At 45.5% G+C, this 23,002-nt stretch carries 19 protein-coding genes; 7 read left to right on the top strand and 12 right to left on the bottom strand.

The window, feature by feature from the left end; all coding sequences use genetic code 11:
- Positions 1-5,562, bottom strand: coding sequence for an MG2 domain-containing protein (locus tag ABNE31_RS00295; RefSeq protein WP_349351952.1), 5,562 nt, complete (start codon positions 5,560-5,562; stop codon positions 1-3).
- A gap of 247 nt (positions 5,563-5,809) precedes the next feature.
- On the opposite strand from ABNE31_RS00295, the gene ABNE31_RS00290 reads away from it, so the two are divergent.
- A complete protein-coding gene (locus ABNE31_RS00290) occupies positions 5,810-8,590 on the top strand; it encodes an outer membrane beta-barrel protein (protein ID WP_349351951.1) in 2,781 nt (926 codons plus the stop codon).
- Here the strand turns inward: ABNE31_RS00290 and ABNE31_RS00285 are convergent.
- From ABNE31_RS00285 to ABNE31_RS00260, 6 genes are read right to left on the bottom strand one after another with little or no spacing between them, the layout of a single operon-like run.
- Positions 8,587-9,075 carry a hypothetical protein gene (locus tag ABNE31_RS00285; RefSeq protein WP_349351950.1) on the bottom strand — a complete coding sequence of 163 codons (489 nt, stop codon included), beginning with the start codon at positions 9,073-9,075 and terminating at the stop codon, positions 8,587-8,589. The genes ABNE31_RS00290 and ABNE31_RS00285 overlap by 4 nt on opposite strands.
- 54 nt (positions 9,076-9,129) lie before the next feature.
- Positions 9,130-9,918, bottom strand: coding sequence for a TPM domain-containing protein (locus ABNE31_RS00280; protein WP_349351949.1), 789 nt, complete (start codon positions 9,916-9,918; stop codon positions 9,130-9,132).
- Entirely contained in the window at positions 9,899-10,336 is a 438-nt protein-coding gene (locus ABNE31_RS00275) for a TPM domain-containing protein (protein ID WP_293287016.1), read from the bottom strand. Before ABNE31_RS00275 ends, ABNE31_RS00280 begins: the two co-directional genes overlap by 20 nt.
- Positions 10,337-10,339: 3 nt before the next feature.
- Positions 10,340-10,939 carry a LemA family protein gene (locus ABNE31_RS00270; protein WP_293280284.1) on the bottom strand — a complete coding sequence of 200 codons (600 nt, stop codon included), beginning with the start codon at positions 10,937-10,939 and terminating at the stop codon, positions 10,340-10,342.
- Between the two features lie 19 nt (positions 10,940-10,958).
- Positions 10,959-11,288: a MerR family transcriptional regulator gene (locus ABNE31_RS00265; RefSeq protein WP_127137505.1), complete on the bottom strand. Its 330-nt coding sequence runs from the start codon at positions 11,286-11,288 to the stop codon at positions 10,959-10,961.
- Positions 11,288-12,265 (bottom strand): M23 family metallopeptidase, encoded by a 978-nt coding sequence (locus tag ABNE31_RS00260; RefSeq protein WP_179385669.1) that lies wholly within the window; start codon positions 12,263-12,265, stop codon positions 11,288-11,290. The genes ABNE31_RS00265 and ABNE31_RS00260 overlap by 1 nt, the downstream gene beginning before the upstream one ends.
- 104 nt (positions 12,266-12,369) lie before the next feature.
- Between ABNE31_RS00260 and alaS the strand changes: the two genes are divergently transcribed.
- The 3 genes from alaS to ABNE31_RS00245 all read left to right on the top strand — a co-directional run bounded on the left by alaS (position 12,370) and on the right by ABNE31_RS00245 (position 16,751).
- Positions 12,370-14,982, top strand: coding sequence for an alanine--tRNA ligase (gene alaS, locus ABNE31_RS00255; protein ID WP_349351948.1), 2,613 nt, complete (start codon positions 12,370-12,372; stop codon positions 14,980-14,982).
- Between the two features lie 194 nt (positions 14,983-15,176).
- The gene (locus tag ABNE31_RS00250; protein ID WP_349351947.1) at positions 15,177-16,136 is read left to right on the top strand and encodes a GSCFA domain-containing protein; all 960 of its coding nucleotides are present in this window, start codon (positions 15,177-15,179) and stop codon (positions 16,134-16,136) included.
- Positions 16,137-16,751, top strand: coding sequence for a DUF4230 domain-containing protein (locus ABNE31_RS00245; protein WP_349351946.1), 615 nt, complete (start codon positions 16,137-16,139; stop codon positions 16,749-16,751). It begins immediately after the preceding gene.
- A gap of 21 nt (positions 16,752-16,772) precedes the next feature.
- Here ABNE31_RS00245 and ABNE31_RS00240 read toward each other — a convergent pair whose 3' ends face one another.
- From ABNE31_RS00240 to ABNE31_RS00230, 3 genes are all read right to left on the bottom strand, one after another.
- Positions 16,773-18,524, bottom strand: coding sequence for an aromatic amino acid hydroxylase (locus ABNE31_RS00240; RefSeq protein WP_349351945.1), 1,752 nt, complete (start codon positions 18,522-18,524; stop codon positions 16,773-16,775).
- A 103-nt stretch (positions 18,525-18,627) separates the two neighbouring features.
- A complete protein-coding gene (locus ABNE31_RS00235; protein ID WP_349351944.1) occupies positions 18,628-19,227 on the bottom strand; it encodes a DUF4136 domain-containing protein in 600 nt (199 codons plus the stop codon).
- A gap of 63 nt (positions 19,228-19,290) precedes the next feature.
- Positions 19,291-19,449, bottom strand: coding sequence for a DUF5522 domain-containing protein (locus tag ABNE31_RS00230; RefSeq protein ID WP_164732849.1), 159 nt, complete (start codon positions 19,447-19,449; stop codon positions 19,291-19,293).
- Positions 19,450-19,623: 174 nt separating this feature from the next.
- Between ABNE31_RS00230 and ABNE31_RS00225 the strand changes: the two genes are divergently transcribed.
- Positions 19,624-19,953, top strand: coding sequence for a hypothetical protein (locus ABNE31_RS00225; protein WP_349351943.1), 330 nt, complete (start codon positions 19,624-19,626; stop codon positions 19,951-19,953).
- Between the two features lie 30 nt (positions 19,954-19,983).
- Here ABNE31_RS00225 and ABNE31_RS00220 read toward each other — a convergent pair whose 3' ends face one another.
- Both ABNE31_RS00220 and ABNE31_RS00215 read right to left on the bottom strand, forming a co-directional pair.
- Positions 19,984-20,283, bottom strand: coding sequence for a type II toxin-antitoxin system RelE/ParE family toxin (locus ABNE31_RS00220; protein WP_349351942.1), 300 nt, complete (start codon positions 20,281-20,283; stop codon positions 19,984-19,986).
- The gene (locus tag ABNE31_RS00215) at positions 20,280-20,597 is read right to left on the bottom strand and encodes a hypothetical protein (RefSeq protein WP_293287029.1); all 318 of its coding nucleotides are present in this window, start codon (positions 20,595-20,597) and stop codon (positions 20,280-20,282) included. Before ABNE31_RS00215 ends, ABNE31_RS00220 begins: the two co-directional genes overlap by 4 nt.
- Positions 20,598-20,710: 113 nt before the next feature.
- Between ABNE31_RS00215 and ABNE31_RS00210 the strand changes: the two genes are divergently transcribed.
- Entirely contained in the window at positions 20,711-21,610 is a 900-nt protein-coding gene (locus ABNE31_RS00210) for a pyridoxal-phosphate dependent enzyme (protein WP_349353015.1), read from the top strand.
- Positions 21,607-22,455 carry a glucosaminidase domain-containing protein gene (locus tag ABNE31_RS00205; RefSeq protein WP_293280258.1) on the top strand — a complete coding sequence of 283 codons (849 nt, stop codon included), beginning with the start codon at positions 21,607-21,609 and terminating at the stop codon, positions 22,453-22,455. Before ABNE31_RS00210 ends, ABNE31_RS00205 begins: the two co-directional genes overlap by 4 nt.
- Positions 22,456-23,002 lie beyond the last annotated feature (547 nt).

Genomic DNA, 23,002 nt, shown 5'->3' with positions numbered 1-23,002 from the left:
TTACTGAACTATGTTCACCCATTGCCCTTTGTTACGGGCCTGGTAGTTGTCGTCGTACATGGCTTCTGCCTGTGCACCCGGCAAATAATAGGTGCCCAAGAAGGATGCGTTCAATTGGATAGTAAAGGTTTTTGATTTTTTTGCCTCCAAATCAAAATACAAATGAGTTCGGTCGTCCCGAGTATCCACATAATCGGCCTTTGAAGTATTTTCGTTGTCCCCGCTTACAAAAGAGGTATCTACAATTTCCCATCCGCTGGGCACGATATGGGTCAGGGCCACATTATCGATATAATCATCCGAACTGTTGAAAATAGTCACTTTGGCCTCAAACTCCGTTCCCTGTCGCAACTCATCCACATTTAGGGAATTACCGAGTGGGTCCACGTAATTCACGGATAGCCTCAGGTTTTGCTCTTGCGCCAATTCCTCACCAACGGGAAGCTTTCCTTTCTGGGTCAGGGTGGCATATACCGTATTGCCCTGATTGTTCTTAATCTGGATATCTTCCTTGAACGAGGTGATGGCTATGTTTCGCTGGGCTATGGCTCTATCCGTTTTCACCTTGATTTCCTTGCCGTTGTTGGTAAAACTGAGGTCGATGGATTTTCCACCGTTTTCCATCACCATTTTGGACAGGGCCAATAGCGCAAAGGCTGTTTCTTGGGTGCTGTACCATTGCTGTGATGACAGGTTTTTGGCCAAAGAAACCGCCAAATCCCGTTGTTGCGGGTCGCCCAAAATAACCATGGTTTCCAAGGCCATGGCCCGGTTTCGGAATACGGAACCATAGGTTCTGTAATTGTAATTGTTCGGTTTAAAATCAATGTTGGATTTCTGCGCAATGGCTTGGGCCACTTCTTTTTTACCAACCAAGGCATAGGCTGCGGCCAACCGCCATTTGGCCTCGTTGCTGAGGTTTACGGTTTCCCGTAAACGGTTCATGGCGGCCAACTCGGGCTGTTGTGCCAGAGCCAAGGTATACAATCGGTATGCTTGCGACACATCGTCGTTGTAATAGGTACTTTGGTTGCTCCATTGACGTGCGGCGGATTTTTGGTAACGCAACCAATTGCTCAAAAAGGTCAGAGGGAGCTGGTAGCCCACTTTTTTGGCTTCCAACATAAAATGCCCGGCATAGGAAGTGCCCCAATCATCGGCATTCCCATACCCGGGCCAATAGCTCAATCCGCCATTTGGCATCTGGAAATTGCCCAAACGGTCAATAGCCGCTTTTATGTTTTTCTCCACTTCTTTCTTTTTGTCAAAAGTGATGTCCAATACATCGCCCAAAAACAATTGTGGGAAGGCTGCGGAGGTGGTCTGTTCCACACATCCGTGGGGATAACGGAGCAGATAATCCATCCGTTTGGAAAAATCCATGGGCGGAAGCGTTGAGAATTCGATGAACGCTTCATTGGTGCCCGACGTGCCAAAGGTCTCCATGGAAATCAACTGTGAACCATTGGGCTCCAACGTATACAGTTCACTTTTGGTAGTGACGGGGTTCGGGTTTTCCACATCGATTTCGGTCTCGTTGGTTGCGCGTTCACCGGCTCCCGTAGCGGTAACTTTTATAGTTTGGAAGGATGAAGCGGGTCTGACTTTGAAATCAAAATTGACGATTTGCTCTCCCACCGCATTGAAAGTGATGTTCTTTGAAGTTCCGTTGATGGCTTCCAATGCTTTTCCTGCATCGATACTGACCGTTACGTTTTTGACTTTGGGTTCCATGGCAAAAACGGTGACGGGGATGGTCACGGTTTCGCCCGGGGACAATTTTCTTGGAATGGAGGTCAATACCATCAAAGGTTTACGCACGGGCACGGTTTTTTCCGCATTCCCGTAAGCGCTTTGTGCATTTCCAGCGACTACCATAGTCCGTACCGAACCCACATAGTTCGGCATTTCGATGGTATGCGAGGCTTTTTCTCCAGCTTTTAGGTTGAAGGGGCCTAGATAGGTGACCACAGGCTTAAAACGCTGTGCCTTTCTGTTTTTGGCTCCGGCACCGATACCGCCCCCGCCAATGGCGTAAATGTTGTCCACACTAACGGAGTAGGCTCCCATCACATCATCAAAAATATCGAAGGTTTTTACCCCTAAGGCTTGTCGGGCGTAGAACGAACTGTGAATATCGGGAGTGGTAAAGCGAGTCAGGTCCAAAAGACCTTCATCCACTACGGCCAATGAGTAGGTCATCCCCTTTTTGTTGGCTTCGGAAACCGTGACTTTGTAGGATGACTCAGGTTCCAGAACTTCGGGCATACTGATTTCGGGTTCCAAAATGGTCGCCGGGTTTTCCACCAATAGCGGTACGACCCCGTAGAGGCGTATGGGCAAATCGTTTTTGGCCTGACTGTGCGGCTGCAAAAGGGAAATGTTCACATACGCATTGGGCGCCATTTCTGCCGTGATGGGAATGGACGCCTTGGTTTCTTTGGCCGATGTCTCTATCCATTGCTGGGAAAGGACCTCGGTTCCGTTTTCGATGCTGAGCAAGGCACGCCCTCCCTTATCTGATGGGAAAGTTACTGTAGCTTCCTCTCCCAAGCTGTATTTTTCCTTATCGGTAGCGAATATCAGAATTTTGGAACTCTCGGCATCGGCCGATGCAGGTCTGCTCCACCAATTGCGATAAAAATAGGCGGTGCGTCCCGTTGCATGTCCAGAGGCTTCATCAATGACCCGAATCAAGAAACGACCTCCCTGTTCATCCGGTACATTAATGCTGAAGTTGGCCTTTCCGTTGCTTCCCGTAGTGAGGTCCATTTCCTTAAAGGGACGATGGACGGTCGCATTTTCATATCGGGATAAGTTGTCGTAACCACGGTTCCACCACCAGCGCCATTCAATTTTGAAAACCTGTACTTTCAACCTTCGATTGGCAGCTGGATTTCCTTGGGCATCCACCGAAACCACATCAAAAGTATTGTTGTCGTCGGTTAAAAAGGAGCCGTACTGTTTGGCTTTTGGGGAACGCAGGCCAACAAAATGGGAAAATGGGGCGAGGTTCTTGGAAAATACGTCGATGGAAAAATCACCGCCGCCTTCAAAAACCTTAGTGGTAAAAGTGGCTTGCAGCATTCCGGGCGCATTCCCGTTGATATCGATTTTTTTGTTGATGTCCAATTCACCATTGGCATCCAATGTGGAAGAAATCCATTGCAGTTCCGTTTCGTAAAAGTTCCGGGCAGGGTCTTGGAACTCATAATCCCTAAACTTTGGAAATGCAGTTGTAGTTTGTTTAATGGTAGCGTTGATGTCAATTTTAAGGTTACGGGCAGGTGCACCGTGCAGCCATTTGACGCTTGCTTTTCCACGATTGAAGGCATTGGCCTCCAAAACTTCTTCCGCAAAGGAGAAATCAACCTTTAAACGATTTGGTTTTACGGTGGCCACCTTCAGGGTCTTACTGAATTGCGCACCGCCCACAATCACTTTGGCCGACCAGTTTCCTGTGGGTGCCGTTGCCTCTGTTGCAATGGGGAAGTAGTAGAAATTCTTTTCCTTTTTGGCAAATAAGCCATCATCAACAGCAATACTTCCTTCTTTGAGTACATTGCGCTGCACGAGTTTGCCCCTCGCGTCCGTGACCTCTAAAGTTACTGGATGTCCTTTGGGCAGTGGATTGGCATTATCGTCCAAAACGAAAGTCAAATGGATAACATCGCCTGGCCGATGCACTCCTCGTTCGGTGTACAGATAACCTTGCAAGCCTTTTTGCAGTTGTTCCCCGGCCACGTCAAATTTACTTAGGGATAGGGCATTACCGTCCGAAAGTTTGGCGTAGGCGAAATTGTTGTTCTTTTCGGCCACCGCAAAGGCAATGCTTTTATCGCTATCGTAAACAGAAAGTCCGGAAGCATCCGTGGTGGTTTCACCAACCAATTGTTGTTGGTAATTGTACAGTTTTATGTTGGCATCGGCAACGGGTTGGGTGGTGAGCAAGTTGGTCACCGCAAAATGAAGGGAACGGTTGTTGCCCTTTTTTACAATGAGGCCCAAATCACTTCCCAACAGATTGGTGCCCACTACACGGTCATAATTATAGTAGGCGGAATGGCAGGGATTATCCCTTTCCTCCCAGTTGTAATCGTAGTTCCGGTAGGTGTAGATTTGATTGTTCCAATACAGTTCCTCCAAATCGGCTTCCTCGGCACTTTGTTCCAAGGAATAGTCGGCAACCGATTCTTCCATGTCAGACGATGCTCCACAATCGTAGGTAGTATGTTCCTTTTTAAAACTGAATTCCACCCGGTACAACGACCCTGGGTGAATCTGTATCAATTCGGACAAATCCAATCCGTGGGCCTGCCAGTAGCTTGAATTTTCGGCACCCTCCTCGGTCAATGGAATGACCTTATAGGCGACCCTTCGGCCCACTGGCCTAAAATCGGGATTGTAATTTTCGGTAAGATTATAGGTTTGAAGGTATTGGAGCATATTGTTCTCGTAGACCTGTATCACCCGGACCTCTACGGCAGATAGGTTGACGGTTTCAAAATAAATGGGTGTTGAGGCTGCATTGGGCAAAATGGTTCCTTTGGAAATCAATCGAACGGCTGGTTTCAACTGTTCAAAAGAGACCAACTCGGAAAAATCGCTTTTTAAGGTAAACCCGTATTCGCTCTTGATACCCTGAAAAACATTGACGCGAACTTCGCCCAAAATCCTATTGGATGGGTATACGTTCAATACGTTTCCGTTGATTTCGTAGCGCAAGCTTTCTGCATTTTCCACGGTAACCAAACCGTTGAGGTTCTGGTTCTGTTGTAAGGGCTCTGAAAAATTCAGGGTCAATACCGCATTGGGGGCGGAGGTGGTTTTGGCATCAATGATCACAAATTTGTTCTTTCCCGGAATGGGATAGGTTTCCGAGCCTTCGTTGTCAATATCATAGGTTTTTCCGTTCCAGCTGATGTTGAGTTCGCTATCCTCTGTTTTGCGGGAGATACTGTCAATTTTGAAGCTAAAATATTGGGCGTTTTCCGTGCTGTTGTCCCAATTTACGGGCAAGGTTTTGTCACCTTGTTTTACCGAGAGCACAGTGCTTATTTTGGAAGCATCCAGCATATCCGAAGCGTCCAAGGTTCCGGTAAGGTATTGCCAATCCTTGCTGTAGGATTGTAGATTCCCCAAATTGATTCTAAAGTTCGGGGCAATGGTCTTAAAACTGAAGGTATAGGTTTTAAAGCCACTTTCGATATTTTCAAACAGCTTGTGCAACTTAAGCTCGACCGTGTATTCCGTATTTGGTTTTAGATATTCCGCAGGTTGGAAAATAAGTTCCCGTCCGTTTTCAATCACTAGAATTCCATCCACCTTTGGTGAAATGGCCAGATATTCCTTGGGAAGCTCCTGGGTAAGTTCAAACTGTTCCAAGGGTTGAGCCAGAGCAATCCGGATAGGAGTGGCTATACTTTGATTACCATTGGTGTGGTAGCTGATGTAATCCTTGAATTTGAAGAGATTATCGGTATCTGACGGACCGTTCTTTTTTTTACAGGCTGCTGCAAATAAGAGCAGCACAAGAAGTAGCGATTTAAAGGATTGAGACATGATCAAATGGAATAGTGTTTACTAAAAAAATATAACTGAAAGCAAGATAGTTAAAATTGAGTTTTGGGAGTAGGTGAATTGACGAATGCCCTGTTTGGATTGATCAATGGCTATTTATGGGATATGACTTATGGGTGGAAAACATTTTTTGTGCGGATTTTCTGAAAGTTTCGTTAAAGGGGAGAAGGTTCTATTTTCAAAACAATATTTTGGTCCTGCCTAAACCGAAACTATAAACATTCTTTTTTTGAAAATACGTTACACTAACCTCGTTTTTATCCCCCTATTTTTTTGTGTTACCTCACTTTTTGGCCAAGACTTTTTGGTCAAGGGTAAAATTGTAGACGCTACTTCAGGTGCTCCCATTGAGGCGGCCACCATTTATGCGGAAACAGTAAGGGACAGTAGTTTGATCACATACACCATAACCAATGCCGAAGGTATTTTTGCATTGGAAGGCAGAACCGCTTATAAGAAAGTAAGGGTAGCCTTTTCTTCCAATGGGTATGCTTCACAATCCAAGGAAATTGAACTGAAACCACTTTTGGAAGTGGGTTCCATCAAGCTGGAAGAGCAGGTCCAAGAGTTACAGGGTATTGATGTTATTGGCGAACGGGTGCCGATCACCATCAAAAGGGATACGCTGGAGTTCAATGCGGATTCGTTCAAAACCCGACCCGATGCCACCGTGGAGGATGTCCTAAAAAAGTTGCCGGGCGTGGAAGTGGATAGCGATGGAACCATTACCGTAAATGGCAAAGAGGTCAATCAAGTGTTGGTAAACGGACAGGTATTTTTTAGCACGGACCCCAAAGTGGCCACCAAAACCTTGACCAAGGACATCATCAGTAAAATTCAGATCACCGATACCAAGACCAAGGAGCAAGAGTTTATTGGGGAGGAGGGCGATGGAGAGAACAAGACTATTAATCTTACCCTAAAAGAGGACAAAAACAAGGGGTATATAGGCCGATTGTCCGGAGGATATGGAACCGATGAGCGCTACCAAGCCAATGGTCTGGTCAATTACTTTAACGATACCCAACGTATCAGCGTTTTGGGAAGTAGCAATAACATCAACAATCCAGGTTTTTCTTTTGATGAAGTCTACGAAATGGTAGGGAATAGAGGAGGAGGCGGTATTTCTGTTAATCGAAATGGCGGTTTTCAAATAGGGAATTTATCCTTTGGTTTTGGTGAGGGGATTGTCACCTCCTCAACTTTGGGAGGTAGCTATGCCGATCAAGAAAAAGGAAAGTACCGGATTGATGGCAACTATTTTTTCTCGTATAGCGATTCGTTCAATGATGAGATGATTGCTAGGGAAAATATCTTGCCCGAAGGCAGTTTCTTTACCGATACGGAGACCAGTTTTGTGGGCAATACCAATTCCAACCAAGGTTCTGCCAATTTGGAGTTTGATGTGGACAAAACGATAAGGATTACCATTCAACCCAATTTGAGCATAAACAATACCAATTCCACCAATTCGGAAAGGACTGTTTCCACTGATGAGGACGGCAATCTGATCAATAGTAACAACGCCTTGGAAACCAGTGATGGATTTAGCCGAAACTTCAGCAACCGGGTGGAGCTTATGAAGAAATTGGATACCCTCGGTAGCTATGTAAGGGTGTTTTTTAATAACAACAACCGAGTGGACGATTCTGAATCCTTTATCAACTCCCAACGAAGCATATTCGGTGATAACCCAAGCGAGCAAGAGCTGGATCAACAGACATTGACCAATAATGCTTCTGATAGCTATGAGCTGGGCGCAGGTTACCGACACGCTTTGAACAAAGACTTCTATTTGGATTTTAGGTACAGTTATGAGGACCGAGATCAGAAAAACGAACGATTGGTGTCCAATTTCGATGAAGTGAGTGGCAATTACGTCTTCAATGCCCAATTGAGTTCTGACTTTAATTTCAACGTGAACCGACATTCTCCTGAAATACGATTTGGGTCAAATGGTAAAAAGATCAGGTTTAATGTTAGGGCCCGTTTAGAGCAGATAGGGTTGAACAATGAGGATTTCATTCAGTCTTCCACCTTTTCCAGAGATTATAGTAAAGTATTGCTTGGATCATACTTTAATTACAATATGGGCAACAAACGTATGAGCATAAGCTATAATTCAAGGCTCAATTTACCTTCGGTAACCCAGTTGCAACCTGTTCCCAATATTACCAATCCACTTAATATTATTGAGGGGAACCCTAATTTGAATCCAGAAGTGAACCACAGTGTGTATTTAAACTTCAACGATTACAATTGGAGGGAAAGAACAGGTTTCTTCGCCTACTCCGGGGTCAATTTTGAACAGGACAAGGTAGTTTCCATCACCACCACGGATGAAGACTTTATCCGAAACACCACCTTTGAGAACGTGGACGGCAACTATAACGGTTGGATGGGAGTGAACTATTCCAAACAAATAAAAAAGGACAGCACCTACAGTTTTAAATATACCATAAGGCCCTATATGAATATCAGCAAACAAGTCGGTTTTACCAATGGAAGAAGATTAGAGGCGAAGCGCCTTAACTTCAATCCAAGGGTTGGGTTGTTGTTCAATTACAAAGAGATGTTGGAAATAGAGCCCGAGTATGAATTGGGAATAAATTCCACCCGATACAATTTGGATAATGTGGAGGACATCGATTTTACCACGCACAACCTTTCCGTGAAAGTAACTTCGTATTGGCCCAAAAACGTGGTTTTTGGGAATGATATTACCTACACCTACAATGGCAACTTAGGTGCTGGATTTGACAAGGACGCCTTATTTTGGAATATGAGCTTGGGGGTTCAATTGTTTAAAAAGACGGCTACCTTAAAAGTGCTCGCCTTTGATTTGCTCAATCAAAATATCAATACCCGCAGAACAACGGGGCAGGATTTTATCCAGGATTTTCAAGGGACCGTTCTCAGACGCTACTTTATGGGCAGCTTGACCATCAAGTTTGACTCTTTCGGAGGCAAGGGTGCCCCGAACAAAAGGGGGAGCAGGTTCAGTTTTTAGTCCGAACTCGGAATATAGATGGAGACAAATGCAGGAAGTATAGAAGGTTCCACCAAATCATGTGAGTAAACGTTTGTGGTAAAGCTCTCCATAATGGTATATGGACCACAACATTCACTATCGTCAGAATAGCTGGTTTCAAAATTGATGGTAAAAGAAGTATCATCAGTGAAGGATATGGTAAAGGACTTTTCGCCAAAGGAATCCGTGGATACTGGAATGGCCATAAAAGTATTGGTGCCACTGAATTCTTGAATCGTAAAAGAAACTGTACCGCCTTTTTCGTTGAAAACTTCAATTACATCGGTGTCGATGGTCCCATTGGCCAACAAATCGTCATCATTGCCGGGATTTAAAAACCGCAGATACAAGGTGTCTTCGGGAGCTACGCAATTCACCACGGAGCAATCTATCGAATCATTGTCCGATTTACAGGAAAACACCATCATCGAGATGCACCATAGGAAAAGCAATTTTTTGGACATGGAGTTTTACTTTATAGATGAGGTTCTCGGTATTTAGTTGCGTATTTCGCGGACCTACCAACCCCCAGAGGCACCACCACCTCCGAAGCCCCCACCTCCGAAGCCTCCGCCAAAACCGCCACTTCCAAATCCACCTCCGCTGCCAAAACCACCGGAAGAACCTGAACTGCGGCCCATATTGCTGAGAATGATCATTTCCCAAATATCAAGTCCACCGCCCCTACGACCACCTGGACCTCTGCCACCCTTGTTTTTGCGACTCCAAAAAATAATGATGATGATAATGAAAATGATGAAGGGAAAGAGGGCATCAATCGGGAATTTTTTGCCTCCACCAAAGGTGCGGTCTTCGGTAAACTCCCCGGTAAGCACCTTAAAAATCGCATCGGAGCCTTTGTCGAGCCCCGCATAATAATCCCCTCGTTTGAATTCAGGAATAATAACGGATTCTATGATGCGTCGGGACATCAGGTCGGTAAGGCTACCCTCCACACCATAACCGGTGTTAATGGCAATCCTTCGGTCGTCTTTGGCCAAGAGTACCAGAACGCCATTGTCCTTGTCAGCCTGACCAATGCCCCATTTTTGACCCCATTGCGCTCCCAAAAAGGTGATGTCCTCCCCCTCGGTGGAACTAATGATGGCGACCACGATTTGAGTGGAAGTACTATCGGAATAGCGGACCAGCTTTTGTTCCAAGGCATTGCTCTGCGAAGGTGACAAGAGGTCCACATAATCGTAAACGCTGGTCTGCTTTTGTGGTTTTTCAGGTATGGTAAATTGCCCCCAAGCTAGAGAGGCACATAAAAAAAAGTATAAAAAACTAACCTTTGGATATTGCATCGTTCAGTTCGTTGGTATCATTTTGTTGCCATGGAAAATGCGCCTGCAACTCTTTGCCGGCCATCAGAATGCCTTCAATGATACCTTGTTTAAAATTTCCTTTTGCAAAGTGGGAGGCAATCACATCCTTGGTGGTATCCCAAAAACCTTTGGGGACGGCACGGTCGATGCCTTCACCTCCATAAATAACGAATTTTCGATCGTCCACCGCCACATATAAAAGCACACCGTTCCCTTCTTTGGTGTTGTCCATCTTCAGGAAATGGAACACTTGCTGTGCCCTACTGAAATGGTCTATTTTGGAAGACGCCTCGATATGCACCCGAATTTCACCGGAAGTGTTCTTTTCAGCTTCAACGATGGCGTTTACAATCTCACTTTCCTCCGCTGCGGTCAAAAACTCCTCTACGTGCGACATGGTCTAGTTGAATTCAAAGTTCACATCGGGAGCTTTTTCGGAACCGGCATCGGATGCAAAGAGCGGCATGGATTCAAAATTTGCGATGCTCGCCACGATGTTGGTCGGGATTTGCTGAATACGGATGTTGTACTCCCCGGCCAAATCATTAAAACGGTTACGCTCCACATTGATCCGGTTTTCGGTTCCTTCCAGTTGGGATTGAAGCTCCAAAAAGTTTTGGCTTGCTTTGAGGTCGGGGTAGCGCTCCACAGTGACCAGCAATCTGGATAGGGCGGAAGACAAACCTGTTTGGGCTTGTTGAAATTCGGCCAACTGCTCTTGGGTAAGGTTGTTGGCATCAATATTGGTGGAAGTAGCCTTTGATCTCGCTTCGATCACATCCGATAAGGTTTCGCGTTCGAAATCCGCGGCGCCTTGCACGGTTTTGACCAAGTTCCCGATGAGGTCGCTCCTACGTTGATAGGAACTTTCCACATTGGCCCACTGTTTGGTGGCCTGTCCTTTCATGTCAATAAGGTTATTATTGGTCCGTACGTACCAACCCACAATGATTACGCCCAAAAGTCCGAGGACAATAACGGCAATGATACCTTTTTTCATTTTTTATTGGTTAAAGTGTTTATAGTTGTTCTTTGATTTTCAGTAGTTCTGCCTTTACCTTTTGCAGTTTTTGAATGACCTCAAAATTGGAAAGGGCCTTCTGTTTTTCTTCTTTCAGATGGATTTTGGCTCCCTCCAAAGTAAACCCACGTTCCTTCACCAAATGATAGATCAATTGAAGGTTTTGGATATCCTGTGGGGTGAATTTACGATTGCCCTTGGCATTTTTTTTGGGCTGGAGTACGTCAAACTCCTTTTCCCAAAAGCGGATGAGTGAGGTGTTCACCCCAAATGCCTTGGCCACTTCACCAATGCCATAATAGCGTTTTTCGGGCAGATCTACATGCATTAATCCAGTGATTGGTTCTCTTGGTTGGCCAATCTGAGCATATTCTCGAACTCTTCGGCCGTTAAACTTCCGTAGTAGAAGTTAATCGGGTTGATGCGCTCTCCGTCCTTGAACACTTCGTAGTGAACGTGTGGTGCTTGGGAACGTCCGGTACTCCCCACAAAGCCGATAAGGTCACCTCTTTTGACCTTTTGGCCTACGGTGACATTGTATTTGCTCATGTGGGCATACAGCGAAATATAGCCATATCCGTGGTCGATGCGCACGTGCTTTCCGTAACCCGAAGATCGGTTGTCGGCACGTACTACTTTCCCATCGCCAGTAGCGTAAATTGGACTGCCCCGAGGCGCGGTAAAGTCCATCCCCCAATGCATTTTACGTGCCTTGGTAAAAGGGTCCGATCGCCAGCCGTAACCGGATGCCATTCGAGTCAAATCTTCGTTGCTCACGGGTTGGATGGCTGGTATGGAGGCCAGTAGTTTTTCCTTTTCTTCGGCCAATTTGGCAATCTCGTCCAAGGATTTGGATTGGATCACCATTTCTTTTTGGATGATGTCCAGCCGCTTGGTGGCATCAATAATAATTTCGGAGTTGTTGAAACCTTCTAGGTCCCTGTATCGGTTAACGCCCCCGAAGCCGGCTTTTCGTTGCTCTTCGGGTATGGGGTTGGCCTCAAAATACAATCGGTAGATATTGTTGTCGCGTTCCTCGATGTTGGCCAAAACCTGCTCCATTTGGTCCATCTTTCGGTTCAGGATTTCAAATTGCAGTTCGTAGTTGCGCACTTCTCGCTCCAGTGAAAGTTCTTTGGGCGTATTTACCCATCGGGTGTTCAGCAAAATGATCAATCCAAGGAAACCGAATAGGGCAGATCCCAACAAAAACAGGAAAATATTCCTGTACTTTCTGGATTTTTTCGGCTCGATCTTTCGGTACGAAAGCGTATCCGGGTCGTAATAGTACTTAACTTTAGACATGAATGGATTTTATCCTATTTTTGCTCACTCATTTTAATCAGAACAAACAAATATAAAAATTGTTTTGCTTAAACTGTTAAATTTAAGAAAACCCTAGGAATTCAATGACATCCCAAGAAGTTAGAAACCAGTTTTTAAACTTTTTCAAAGAAAAAAACCACAAGATAGTGCCATCGGCGCCCATGGTGATGAAGGACGACCCCACGCTGATGTTCACCAATGCGGGCATGAACCAATTTAAGGAGTACTTTTTGGGGAATTCCGTTGCCAAGCACAAACGCCTTACCGATACCCAAAAATGCTTGAGGGTGAGCGGTAAACACAATGATCTCGAAGAGGTGGGAAAGGATACCTATCACCACACCATGTTCGAGATGTTGGGGAACTGGAGTATTGGGGATTATTTTAAAAAAGAAGCTATCTCGTGGGCATGGGAATTGCTCACGGAAGTCTATAAAATCGATAAGGACAGCCTCTACGTTTCTGTGTTTGAAGGCAGCGAAGAGGATGGTTTGCCCTTAGATCAAGAGGCCTACGATTTGTGGAAGGCCATTGTGCCCGAAAATCGCATCATCAAAGGCAACAAAAAGGACAACTTTTGGGAAATGGGGGATCAAGGACCTTGCGGGCCCTGCTCCGAAATCCATGTGGATATTCGCTCCAAAGAAGAAAAAGCCAAAGTGGACGGGGCTTCTTTGGTGAACCAGGACCATCCTCAGGTGGTGGAGATTTGGAACTTGGTCTTTATGCAGTTCAACCGGAAGGCAAACGGCAGTTTGGAACCACTTCCTGAAAAGCATATCGATACGGGAATGGGCTTTGAGCGCCTATGTATGGTGCTCCAGGGCAAGCAATCCAATTACGATACCGATGTATTTACACCACTCATTCGAGAAGTGGAGATTATCACAGGGAAAAAATATGGCAAGGATGAGGAAACCGATATTGCCATTCGTGTAATTTCCGATCACGTGCGCGCGGTGGCCTTTTCCATTGCCGACGGACAATTGCCGAGCAATACGGGTGCTGGTTACGTCATCCGAAGGATTCTGCGCCGTGCCATTCGTTATGGTTTCACTTTTTTGGATACCAACAAGCCTTTTATTTATCGTTTGGTGAAAGTGCTGAGCGAACAGATGGGCAAGGCCTTTCCAGAATTGAAGGAACAACATCAATTGATAGAGAACGTCATCAAGGAGGAAGAAAGTTCCTTCTTGAGTACCTTGGAACAAGGTTTGGTATTGTTGGATTCCGTTATCAAATCATCAAAAGATAAAACCATTGCGGGCGACAAGGCCTTCGAACTTTATGATACGTTCGGATTCCCGATAGATCTGACGGCCTTGATTTTAGAGGAAAAAGGATATCAATTGGATGTGGAAGGTTTTGAAAAGGCTCTGAAAGCACAAAAGGACCGTTCCAGAGCCGCATCCGAAGTGTCTAAAGACGATTGGAACGTTTTACTGACCGATACCGAACAGGAATTTATCGGATACGATAGCTTGGAAGCACAGGTAAAGGTGGTGAAATACCGAAAAGTGACCAGTAAAAAAGAAGGGGACCAATATCAACTGGTCTTCAATCTGACCCCGTTTTATGCCGAAGGGGGTGGCCAAGTGGGAGACAAGGGCTATTTGGAAGCACCCAATGGCGATGTCACCTATATTGTGGATACCAAACGCGAAAACAACGAGATCGTGCATTTTGCCAAATCCTTGCCGAAAGAGATTTCGGGAACCTTTAAGGCGGTGGTGGACAAAAAGCAGCGTTATAGAACGGCAAGTAACCATACCGCCACGCATTTGTTGCACCAAGCGCTGCGCGAGGTATTGGGAAGCCATGTGGAACAGAAAGGTTCGGCAGTACATTCCAAATACTTGCGGTTCGATTTCTCCCACTTTTCCAAACTTACGGTGGAAGAACTCCGTGAGGTGGAAAACTTTGTAAATGCCCGTATCGATGGACAACTTCCTTTGGAAGAAAACCGAAATGTACCCATGAAACAGGCGATGGAAGAAGGGGCCATGGCCCTTTTTGGCGAAAAATACGGGGATACTGTTCGTACCATCCGTTTTGGCCAGTCCATTGAGTTATGTGGGGGTACCCATGTTGACAATACGGCGGACATCTGGCATTTTAAGATTGTCTCCGAAGGAGCTGTGGCCGCTGGAATTCGACGGATTGAAGCGATTACATCCGATGCGGTCAAGGAATTCTATTTCAATAATAACCGAATGCTCTTCGAGATCAAGGATATGTTGAAGAATTCCCAAGACCCGGTAAAATCGGTGGCCAGTCTGCAAGAAGAGAATGCTGCCCTTAAAAAGCAAGTGGAGCAATTGTTGAAAGATAAGGCGAAGGGACTTAAAAACGAGTTGATATCTGAGTTGGAAGAGGTCAACGGAATCCAGTTCTTGGCCAAAAAAGTGGACTTGGATGCAGGTGGCATCAAGGACTTGGCTTTCGAAATGGGCGGTCAAGTGGATAAGTTATTCCTATTGCTGGCTTCTGAAAATGATGGAAAAGCGGTGCTGTCTTGCTATATTTCTAAAAATGTGGTGTCCGAAACGGATTTGAATGCTGGAACCATTGTCCGTGAGCTTGGAAAGTGCATCCAAGGGGGAGGTGGAGGACAACCGTTCTTTGCCACTGCAGGAGGTAAAAATCCCGCTGGGATTCCTGAGGCTTTGGATAAGGTGAAGGGATATATTGAATAACTTTTTTGGTTTAAAAGTTGGATATGCCAGAGGCAGTCAATTCGAGTGAAATTCCAAAGGAATTTTGTATCGAGAATTGGTGGTAGACTTGAAATTATGGTTCTCGAACTGACTGCCGCAGGCAGGTAAGATTTTCGATGATTTCGACTCCGCTCAACCACCGAAAAATCGAACACACATTTTTTGAAAATCAAATGGAACTACAAACCCAAATACCTTTACTACCCAGTGATAATCCTATCGATTACCAGAGCAAGGTGGTACTGTTGGGGTCTTGTTTTGTGGAAAACATGGGGAAGAAACTGGATTATTTCAAGTTTCCGTTATTCCTGAATCCCTTTGGGATACTGTTCCACCCCTTGGCCATTGCCAATTTGGTGGAAAGGGCCCTAGAAGAAAAATTTTATCAGCAAAAGGAGATATTTGAACAGGACGGAATTTGGCGTTGCTTTGATGCCCATTCCGATTTGCGAGCAGCATCTTCAGAGGAATTATTAGAATTGCTCAACCAACAGCTAAAAGATACCAAGACATGGTTGGAAACTTCCTCCCATATCATCATCACACTGGGAACGGCTTGGGTATACGAGCATACATCAACGGGTAAAACAGTGGCCAATTGCCATAAGGTGCCGCAGAAGCAATTCACCAAAAAACTATTGAGCGTAGCCGAAATCGGAGCTAGCCTTCAACATATAATCGCATTGGTTCAAGAGGTGAATCCCAAGGCGGAAATCATCTTTACCATTTCCCCGGTCCGTCATCTAAAGGACGGCTTTTTGGAAAACCAACGGAGCAAAGCGCATTTGATTACTGCGGCACATTCCGTTTTGTCGTCTCGAGCGAAGTCGAGAGAACTGTCCTACTTCCCGGCTTATGAAATTATGATGGACGAACTCCGCGATTACCGTTTTTATGGAACCGATATGGTGCACCCCAATGCACTGGCGGTGGATTACATCTGGGAAAAATTTAAATCCGTTTGGATTTCAGACAGTGTATATCCCGTGATGGATGAGGTGGAGGCGATTCAAAAGGGATTGCTGCACCGACCTTTCAACCCGGATTCCGAGGCGCATCAAAAGTTCAAAACATCGCTCCGCACAAAAATTACGTATCTTCAAGAAAGGTATCCATTCATGAAATTTGACTAGATGAAGAAAATATTGATGGGTGCGGTCATCGCGTTGGCTTCGGTTTTGATTTACAAATCGTGCACGGACGACCGTGAACAAAAAAGTATCCTCGAAGAAAACTCCATGCTCATTCAGCAAGAGTTGCGCAATGTGTCCAAATTGGTAGTCACGGAAGGCCATTTTGCGGAGGTGTACAATTACAAAGATTCCAAGGAGTTGTTCGGCCCGTTGATCACTGCCCATAAAAAAGCATTGGTGGTGGTGAATGCTGATGTGTCCATTGCCTACGATATGTCACAAATTGAATATGAGGTAGATGAAGAGCAAAAATTACTTCGTATCGTTCGTATTCCCGACCCAGAAATCAAGATAAGTCCCGATTTTGAGTATTATGACGTCACTGCCGATTACCTAAATCCGTTCAATGCCGGGGATTACAATGCCATCAAACGGAATGTGAATGCTTCCTTGATGAAAAAAATCGAAGTATCTTCGTTGCGATCCAATGCGGAAAACCGATTGGTAAGCGAACTCTCCCGGATTTTGGTGTTGACGCGTACCATGGGTTGGACCTTGATGTGCGACAACAAGCCCGTGGAAGACACGGAGCAATTCAAACTTTTTCTGGATTGATCGCCCAAAATCGACGACCTCTTAACTCACTAGGGCCGTATCCACCAATTGCAGACCATCGTCAATCAAATGGCCCACCTTGGGGTTATCGCGTTTGATGTGCTCCAAGTGCTCCAGAATTTCCTGCTGGAATTCCTGGTTGTTGTCCTGCTTGGCAAGTTCGTAGAGTTCTACAGGCAATAACCAATCCTTGGGGTGGTCTTTTTTAAGGGCCTGAAAGACCTTGTTTCGGGATACCGTGGTGTTCTTTCCTTCCCTAAAATGTCTGATTTGCTCGTAGAATCGCTCCAGTTCCTTTCTTTTCTCATCCTTTTTGGATTTGATGGTGCTTTCGGTAATCTGGTGCGTGATAAGGTCAAAACTGTTTAAATCGGCAGGGCCGTTGTAGGCTGAAACGATATGTTGCCCAACTGCCATGTGGTACAAGCCCCATTCAGGTTGGAACAATACCTTGTCGTTGTGCGTAACGGTACAGTTTTCAAAAGTGATAAGAATGATTTTCCCCATAAGGTTTCGGGTGCCCGTTACAATGGTTCCTTCTACTTTGATGCCGCCCTCAAACTCCAAGGCAATGGCTTCGCCCTCATAAATTTTATAGGCTTTAAGGTCACGTGGCCCCATGTCCTCAATGGCGATGTTGATGCCTTTTAATTTTCCGATAGGAGAACCAAAACCATCTTTGTGGTGAGCGATACTGTGTCCCACCAATTCTTTTTCGCGATAGGCCAAGGCCGTACCACCTGTGGTTTGGATGTAAATGGGTTTTCCGTCGTTCTCGATTACATTTTCAAAAATCCCCGAAATCTGAAGTCCAGTGCTCAGTTCGATGGTGCCCAAAGCCTGGGAGCCTATCAATTTTTTAACACCGGAAAGTCCGCCCGTGCGGACCGCCATGGTATTGGCAAAATCTTCCAAAACCTGACTCAAAAAGGCGAAATCTGGGGTTACGAAGAGTTGCGGCTGCGGTTTGGTGATATCGAATTCGGTGTGGGCCGCCTCAATAGAGTAGGGCAGTTTTTTCACCTTGTCCGTCATGCACCATGTACTTTCACCAATCGAGGAAAGCAATCCGGCACCATATATTTTTGGGTTGTCCACGGTGCCGATAAGTCCGTATTCCACGGTCCACCAATGCAGGTTTCGGATAAGGGCCATTTCGCTGGGTTCGCCCATATTGTTCTGTAGGTGTTCGATATGCTTTTCCGCTTCTTCAATTTCATCGAGGGGCGTACCGTTGGCCTCCTTGATAATGGAAAGATGGCGCACGGCATTGTACAGTTCGTAATCCTTGGCGCTGGAGATGGCCTTGCAGCCAATTTCCCCAAATCGGCGGAGGTATTCCGCATATTCTGGGTTGGCGATAATGGGGGCGTGCCCGGCGCCTTCATGAACAATGTCGGGCGCAGGAGTGTATTCAATATTTTCAAGCTGACGGATATCGGATGCGATTACAAGCACATTGTAAGCCTGGAATTCCATAAAGGCCGAGGGCGGGATAAAACCATCGACGGCTACGGCAGCCCAACCAATTTCCTTCAAAATACGGTTCATCCCGTACATATTGGGGATGTGGTCAATGGAGATTCCCGTCTTTTTCAATCCATCCACATACGATTTATGGGCCACTCTGCTGAGGTAATCCACATTTTTGCGCATCACGTAGCGCCAGACCGCTTGGTCAATGGCGGTGTACTCTTCATAATTCTGCGGTTTTATGAATTGCTTTAGGTGCTTGGGCAATTTGTCCAGAATGGGATTGGATTCGTAGCTCATAAATTAATTTTTTGTGCGTTTTAAAGATATGAAATAGGAAGGGTATTTTTTCTTAAGGAACGTTAAGGGCAATAAAAAAACCGCCCATTGGGCGGTCTGTATGTTAGTTGGAGGCTACCGACATTTGGGGCGGATACTCCTCTAAAATTTGGGCAACAAATTCCTTGATGCGCTGTTCTTTCTTTTCAATGTTTTTGATATTGTTCAAGGTGCCTACGCCTCGGCCTTGCCATACAAGCTCCTTTCTATTGGCATCGATAACATCAATGTAGAGTGAACCTTCGGTGCGGGTGCTGACGTTGTTGCCGCCCCAGCCCCAACCAGGACCCCAGCCCCAACCGGGACCCCAAGCCCAAGCCGGACCCCAGCCCCAACCCCAGCCCCAGCCGGCACCCCAGCCAAAGTTGTTGTTGTAGACGTCTACTTGTTCACGTTCCTTGGTAAAAATGCTGATCAGCACATCTGGATTGTCTGATTTCACAAATCCACGCGAGCCCATTTCGGTCTCAATGGCACGTAAAATCCGTTTCTTGTCCAAATCGGAAATTTGGGCCTTGTCAATGCCTGTTTTGTAAAAAGCATAGCTTTTATAGGTGTCGAAGTCCGCTTTTTGGTCGTAATCAGAAACCACCCTGACGGAAGTACAGGAGGCCAAAAGGCCAAAAGCGAAGGCGATGAATGCAAAATGTTGTAAACTTTTCATAGTATCTTTTTTAAATTCTTGAGGTATACTTAAATAGGGCACAAAAATTATGCCGAATCGCTATTATTGAGTATTTGTTTTGGTGTTGTATCCATACGGGCAGTGGCGGCAACCACTCTCACAACAGTACCCTCGTTTGAGATGGTACTTTTCCGTAAATACCCTATACCCTTGTTCCGACAGATAATAATCACCCTCTTCCAAGGGAATGCGTTCTTTCATGCGTTGTTAACCAATTACTACATGAATTTACGAATTTTGTAGCAAAGGAAAATGGATTTTAAGATTTCTAAAACAGGGTTGTTCACCGAAAATGTTGATGGATTTCTGCCCATCATCAAATTTTGAGCACTTTTTGCAGTTATATTTGTTAGTGAACCATTAGATAGCGAGCAGTTGATACTGGTATTCAAACACTTCTTCTATAAAAACTATGTAGGTCTTTCCCTTTGGCCCTTCATTATCCTAAAGGAAGATTCCTTGATGGCGGACGAGGTGCTCATCAACCACGAGCGTATCCACCTCAAACAACAGCGGGAACTGCTTATTTTGCCATTTTACCTTTGGTATATCTCCGAATGGCTGCTGCGCACGGTGCTCTATTTGGACAGTTATCGCGCTTATCAGAACATTAGTTTTGAGCGGGAGGCGTATGCCAATGAAAAGGATATGGAGTATCTTGCCAAGCGCCGGATCTTCGGCTTTTTGAAGTACCTGACCCGATGATCATTTGGTGGGTTTGATGGTTGAAAACCCTCATTTTAGGAACTTCTCTACCTTTTTTGGGTCTTGAAAATTGCCCCAGAAGTACTCTATTTCGATGGATTCTTCCAAAATCCTGTAAAACATGGTCGTGTGTTTGGTGATAAAGGCTTCCCGGCTTGTGTGGTTGTATTTGGAAATTTTGAAAAGTTCTGGGTGTTCCTTGATTTTTGCAATGGTATCTTCAACCAAATCCACAAAGGCCAAAGCTTCCTTTTGGGACCAGACATTTAGGAGATAATCCAGAATGCCGTCAAAAGATTTTTTCGCCTCGTGCGTCCAAATAACCTTCACTTGGACTCAAGAATTTTTTTTCGGGCTGCGGCGATTACGGATTCGTGTTCCAGAACCCGACCTGCATCACTATCCTTTCTACTTCTTTCCAACGCATTTTTGATTTCCAAAGCCTTGGTATCTTCGGGAAATAGTAAACTGCTCAAAGTGATCATTTCTGGAATACTAAAACTGCGCTTCTTCAGTTTATTGTAAAAGGTGGCTCTGGATATACCAAGTTCATTGATAATATGCTCCTTTTTGTACTTGCTGTCCTCAATGTATTGATGAAGGTTTTCTAGAAGACTTTTATATTCGAGAACAATATCTAACATTTGGGCTTATATTTGTATTGAATAATGAGACTAAATTACAATATATTTTAATACAAATAAGTATTGATATTTTAGAATGTTAATGAATTTAATCCATCGCCTTTAGTTTGACTATCCCCAATCAGCATATTGTATTACCCCTTCTCCGAGAAAAGGGAGTTGAAATGTTCGTAAAGCGGGAGGATACCATTCATCCGTTAATTTCGGGTAACAAGTACCGCAAACTCAAATACAACCTGCTTGAAGCCAAGGCCCAGAGCCAACATACCTTGCTCACCTTTGGTGGGGCCTACTCCAACCATATCGCCGCCACGGCCTATGCGGGCCACAAACACGGTTTTAAGACCATTGGTGTGATTCGGGGTGAGGAACTGGAGACCCAATGGCAGGACAATCCCACCTTGCGATTGGCACACGAACACGGCATGCAGTTCCATTTTGTGTCACGCAGCGATTACCGCCGTAAAAATGAGCCTGCCTTTCTGGAAACATTAAAAAAACAGTTCGGAAATGTCTACCTGTTGCCCGAAGGCGGTACCAACGAGTTGGCCGTGAAGGGGTGTATGGAAATCCTGACCGAAGCGGATGCGAATTTTGATTATGTGTGCAGCGCTGTGGGTACGGGCGGTACGCTGGCAGGACTTATCAATGCCTCCCAATCGCATCAGACCGTTTTGGGCTTCCCTGCACTTAAAGGTGATTTTTTGATCGAGGAGATTCGTACATTTGCCCAAAACAATCGTTGGCGACTGGTAACCGACTATCATTTTGGAGGTTATGCCAAGGTGGACCATCAACTCATTGTTTTCATCAACCGCTTTAAACAAGAGACCGGAATCCCTTTGGATCCCATTTATACGGGAAAGATGCTTTTTGGTATTTTTGACTTGATCAAAAAGGATTTTTTTCCGTCCGGAAGCCAGATTTTGGCCATCCACACAGGAGGGTTACAGGGCATACCGGGGATGAACGCTATACTGAAAAAGAAGAAATTACCGTTATTGGACATATGATCAGGCGAATAGGATATGTATTGATGGTGGCCCTTTTGCTCACTAGTTGTGGGGCCAAAAAGAAGCGCACCACCCACCGAAAAGGGGCGCCCAAAGTGGTCAACTCCGATAGGCAGGCCCGCACGAACACCCCAAAACTCAATGCGGACGATGCAACGGGCTTGTATCCCATGCCCGAAGATACCGGGCGTTTTGAACGATTTTTGATTTCGGATACCCAAGAATATATCGAAACCTTTGCCGAGGTGGCACAGTACGAAATGCGTGCTTTCGGGATTCCGGCCAGTATTAAATTGGCACAGGGCATTTTGGAGAGCGGCTCCGGTAAGGGGGAACTGGCCCTAAAAACCAATAACCATTTTGGCATCAAATGCCATACGGGTTGGGAAGGGGAATTCGATTTTCATGACGACGACGCCAAAGGCGAGTGTTTTAGAAAATACAACCATCCCATGTATTCCTTTCGGGACCATAGCCTTTTCCTGACCACCCGATCGCGTTATGCCTTTTTGTTCAACTACAAACGGGACGATTATAAAAAGTGGGCCCATGGTCTCAGCCAAGCAGGGTATGCCACCGACCGCAAGTACCCCCAAAAGTTGATTGCCCTGATCGAGCGCTACGAGCTCCACAAATATGACGAAGCAGTGGTTGAAAACGGACTTTCTACTGTTCGTGAGCCGAAACAATACGAAGTATTTACCCATGAGGTGAGAAAGGGCGATACGCTGTATGGCATTTCCAAACGCTATGATATTTCGGTGGACGAGCTCCGCCGCTTGAACAATCTAAGGGACAATATCATTTCCATTGGGCAGGTGCTCAATATCCGCAGGGCGCAATAGTTTTTAGGTGGTTGGATGGCTGCACGGTTGACTGTTGCTGACCCCTTAGAAATGACAACACCAATCTTCTGAGCTAAATGATTTTATTTGTTGTCCGTTTGTCATCCCAAGCCGAGACGGGAGGTCTTGTGTTTTGGCATGAAGACACATTGGGCAACCTGTTAGTTCGAGTGGCTTGATGGCAGATCAAGATGTATCGAGAACTGCATGGTGATTGTTGATTCCGCACGAATGCTGAGCTAAGTCGAGGGGTGCAAAAGGGATTAGGCCAAAAGGCGTTCTCGACTGCGCTCGAACTGACAGCTGGGCGCTCGAACTGACAGCAATGTTATCATTCCGCTCAACCCCCAAAAACCACTTGAATAGATAAACGTCAACTTGAAACAAATTCAGCATGACGCGGCTGAAAATCCATTTCCCAAAATGTTTTATCCTCATTACCTTTGTGCTTCGGATGTCATCCCGAGCGGAGTCGAGGGGTCTTGTGTTTTGGCATGAAGACACATTGGGGCAACCTGTCAGTTCGAGTGGCTTGATCGTAGATCAA

This window comes from Flagellimonas sp. MMG031 (assembly GCF_040112705.1).
Lineage (GTDB): Bacteria > Bacteroidota > Bacteroidia > Flavobacteriales > Flavobacteriaceae > Flagellimonas.
This window is presented reverse-complemented; position numbering and strand designations above follow the sequence as displayed.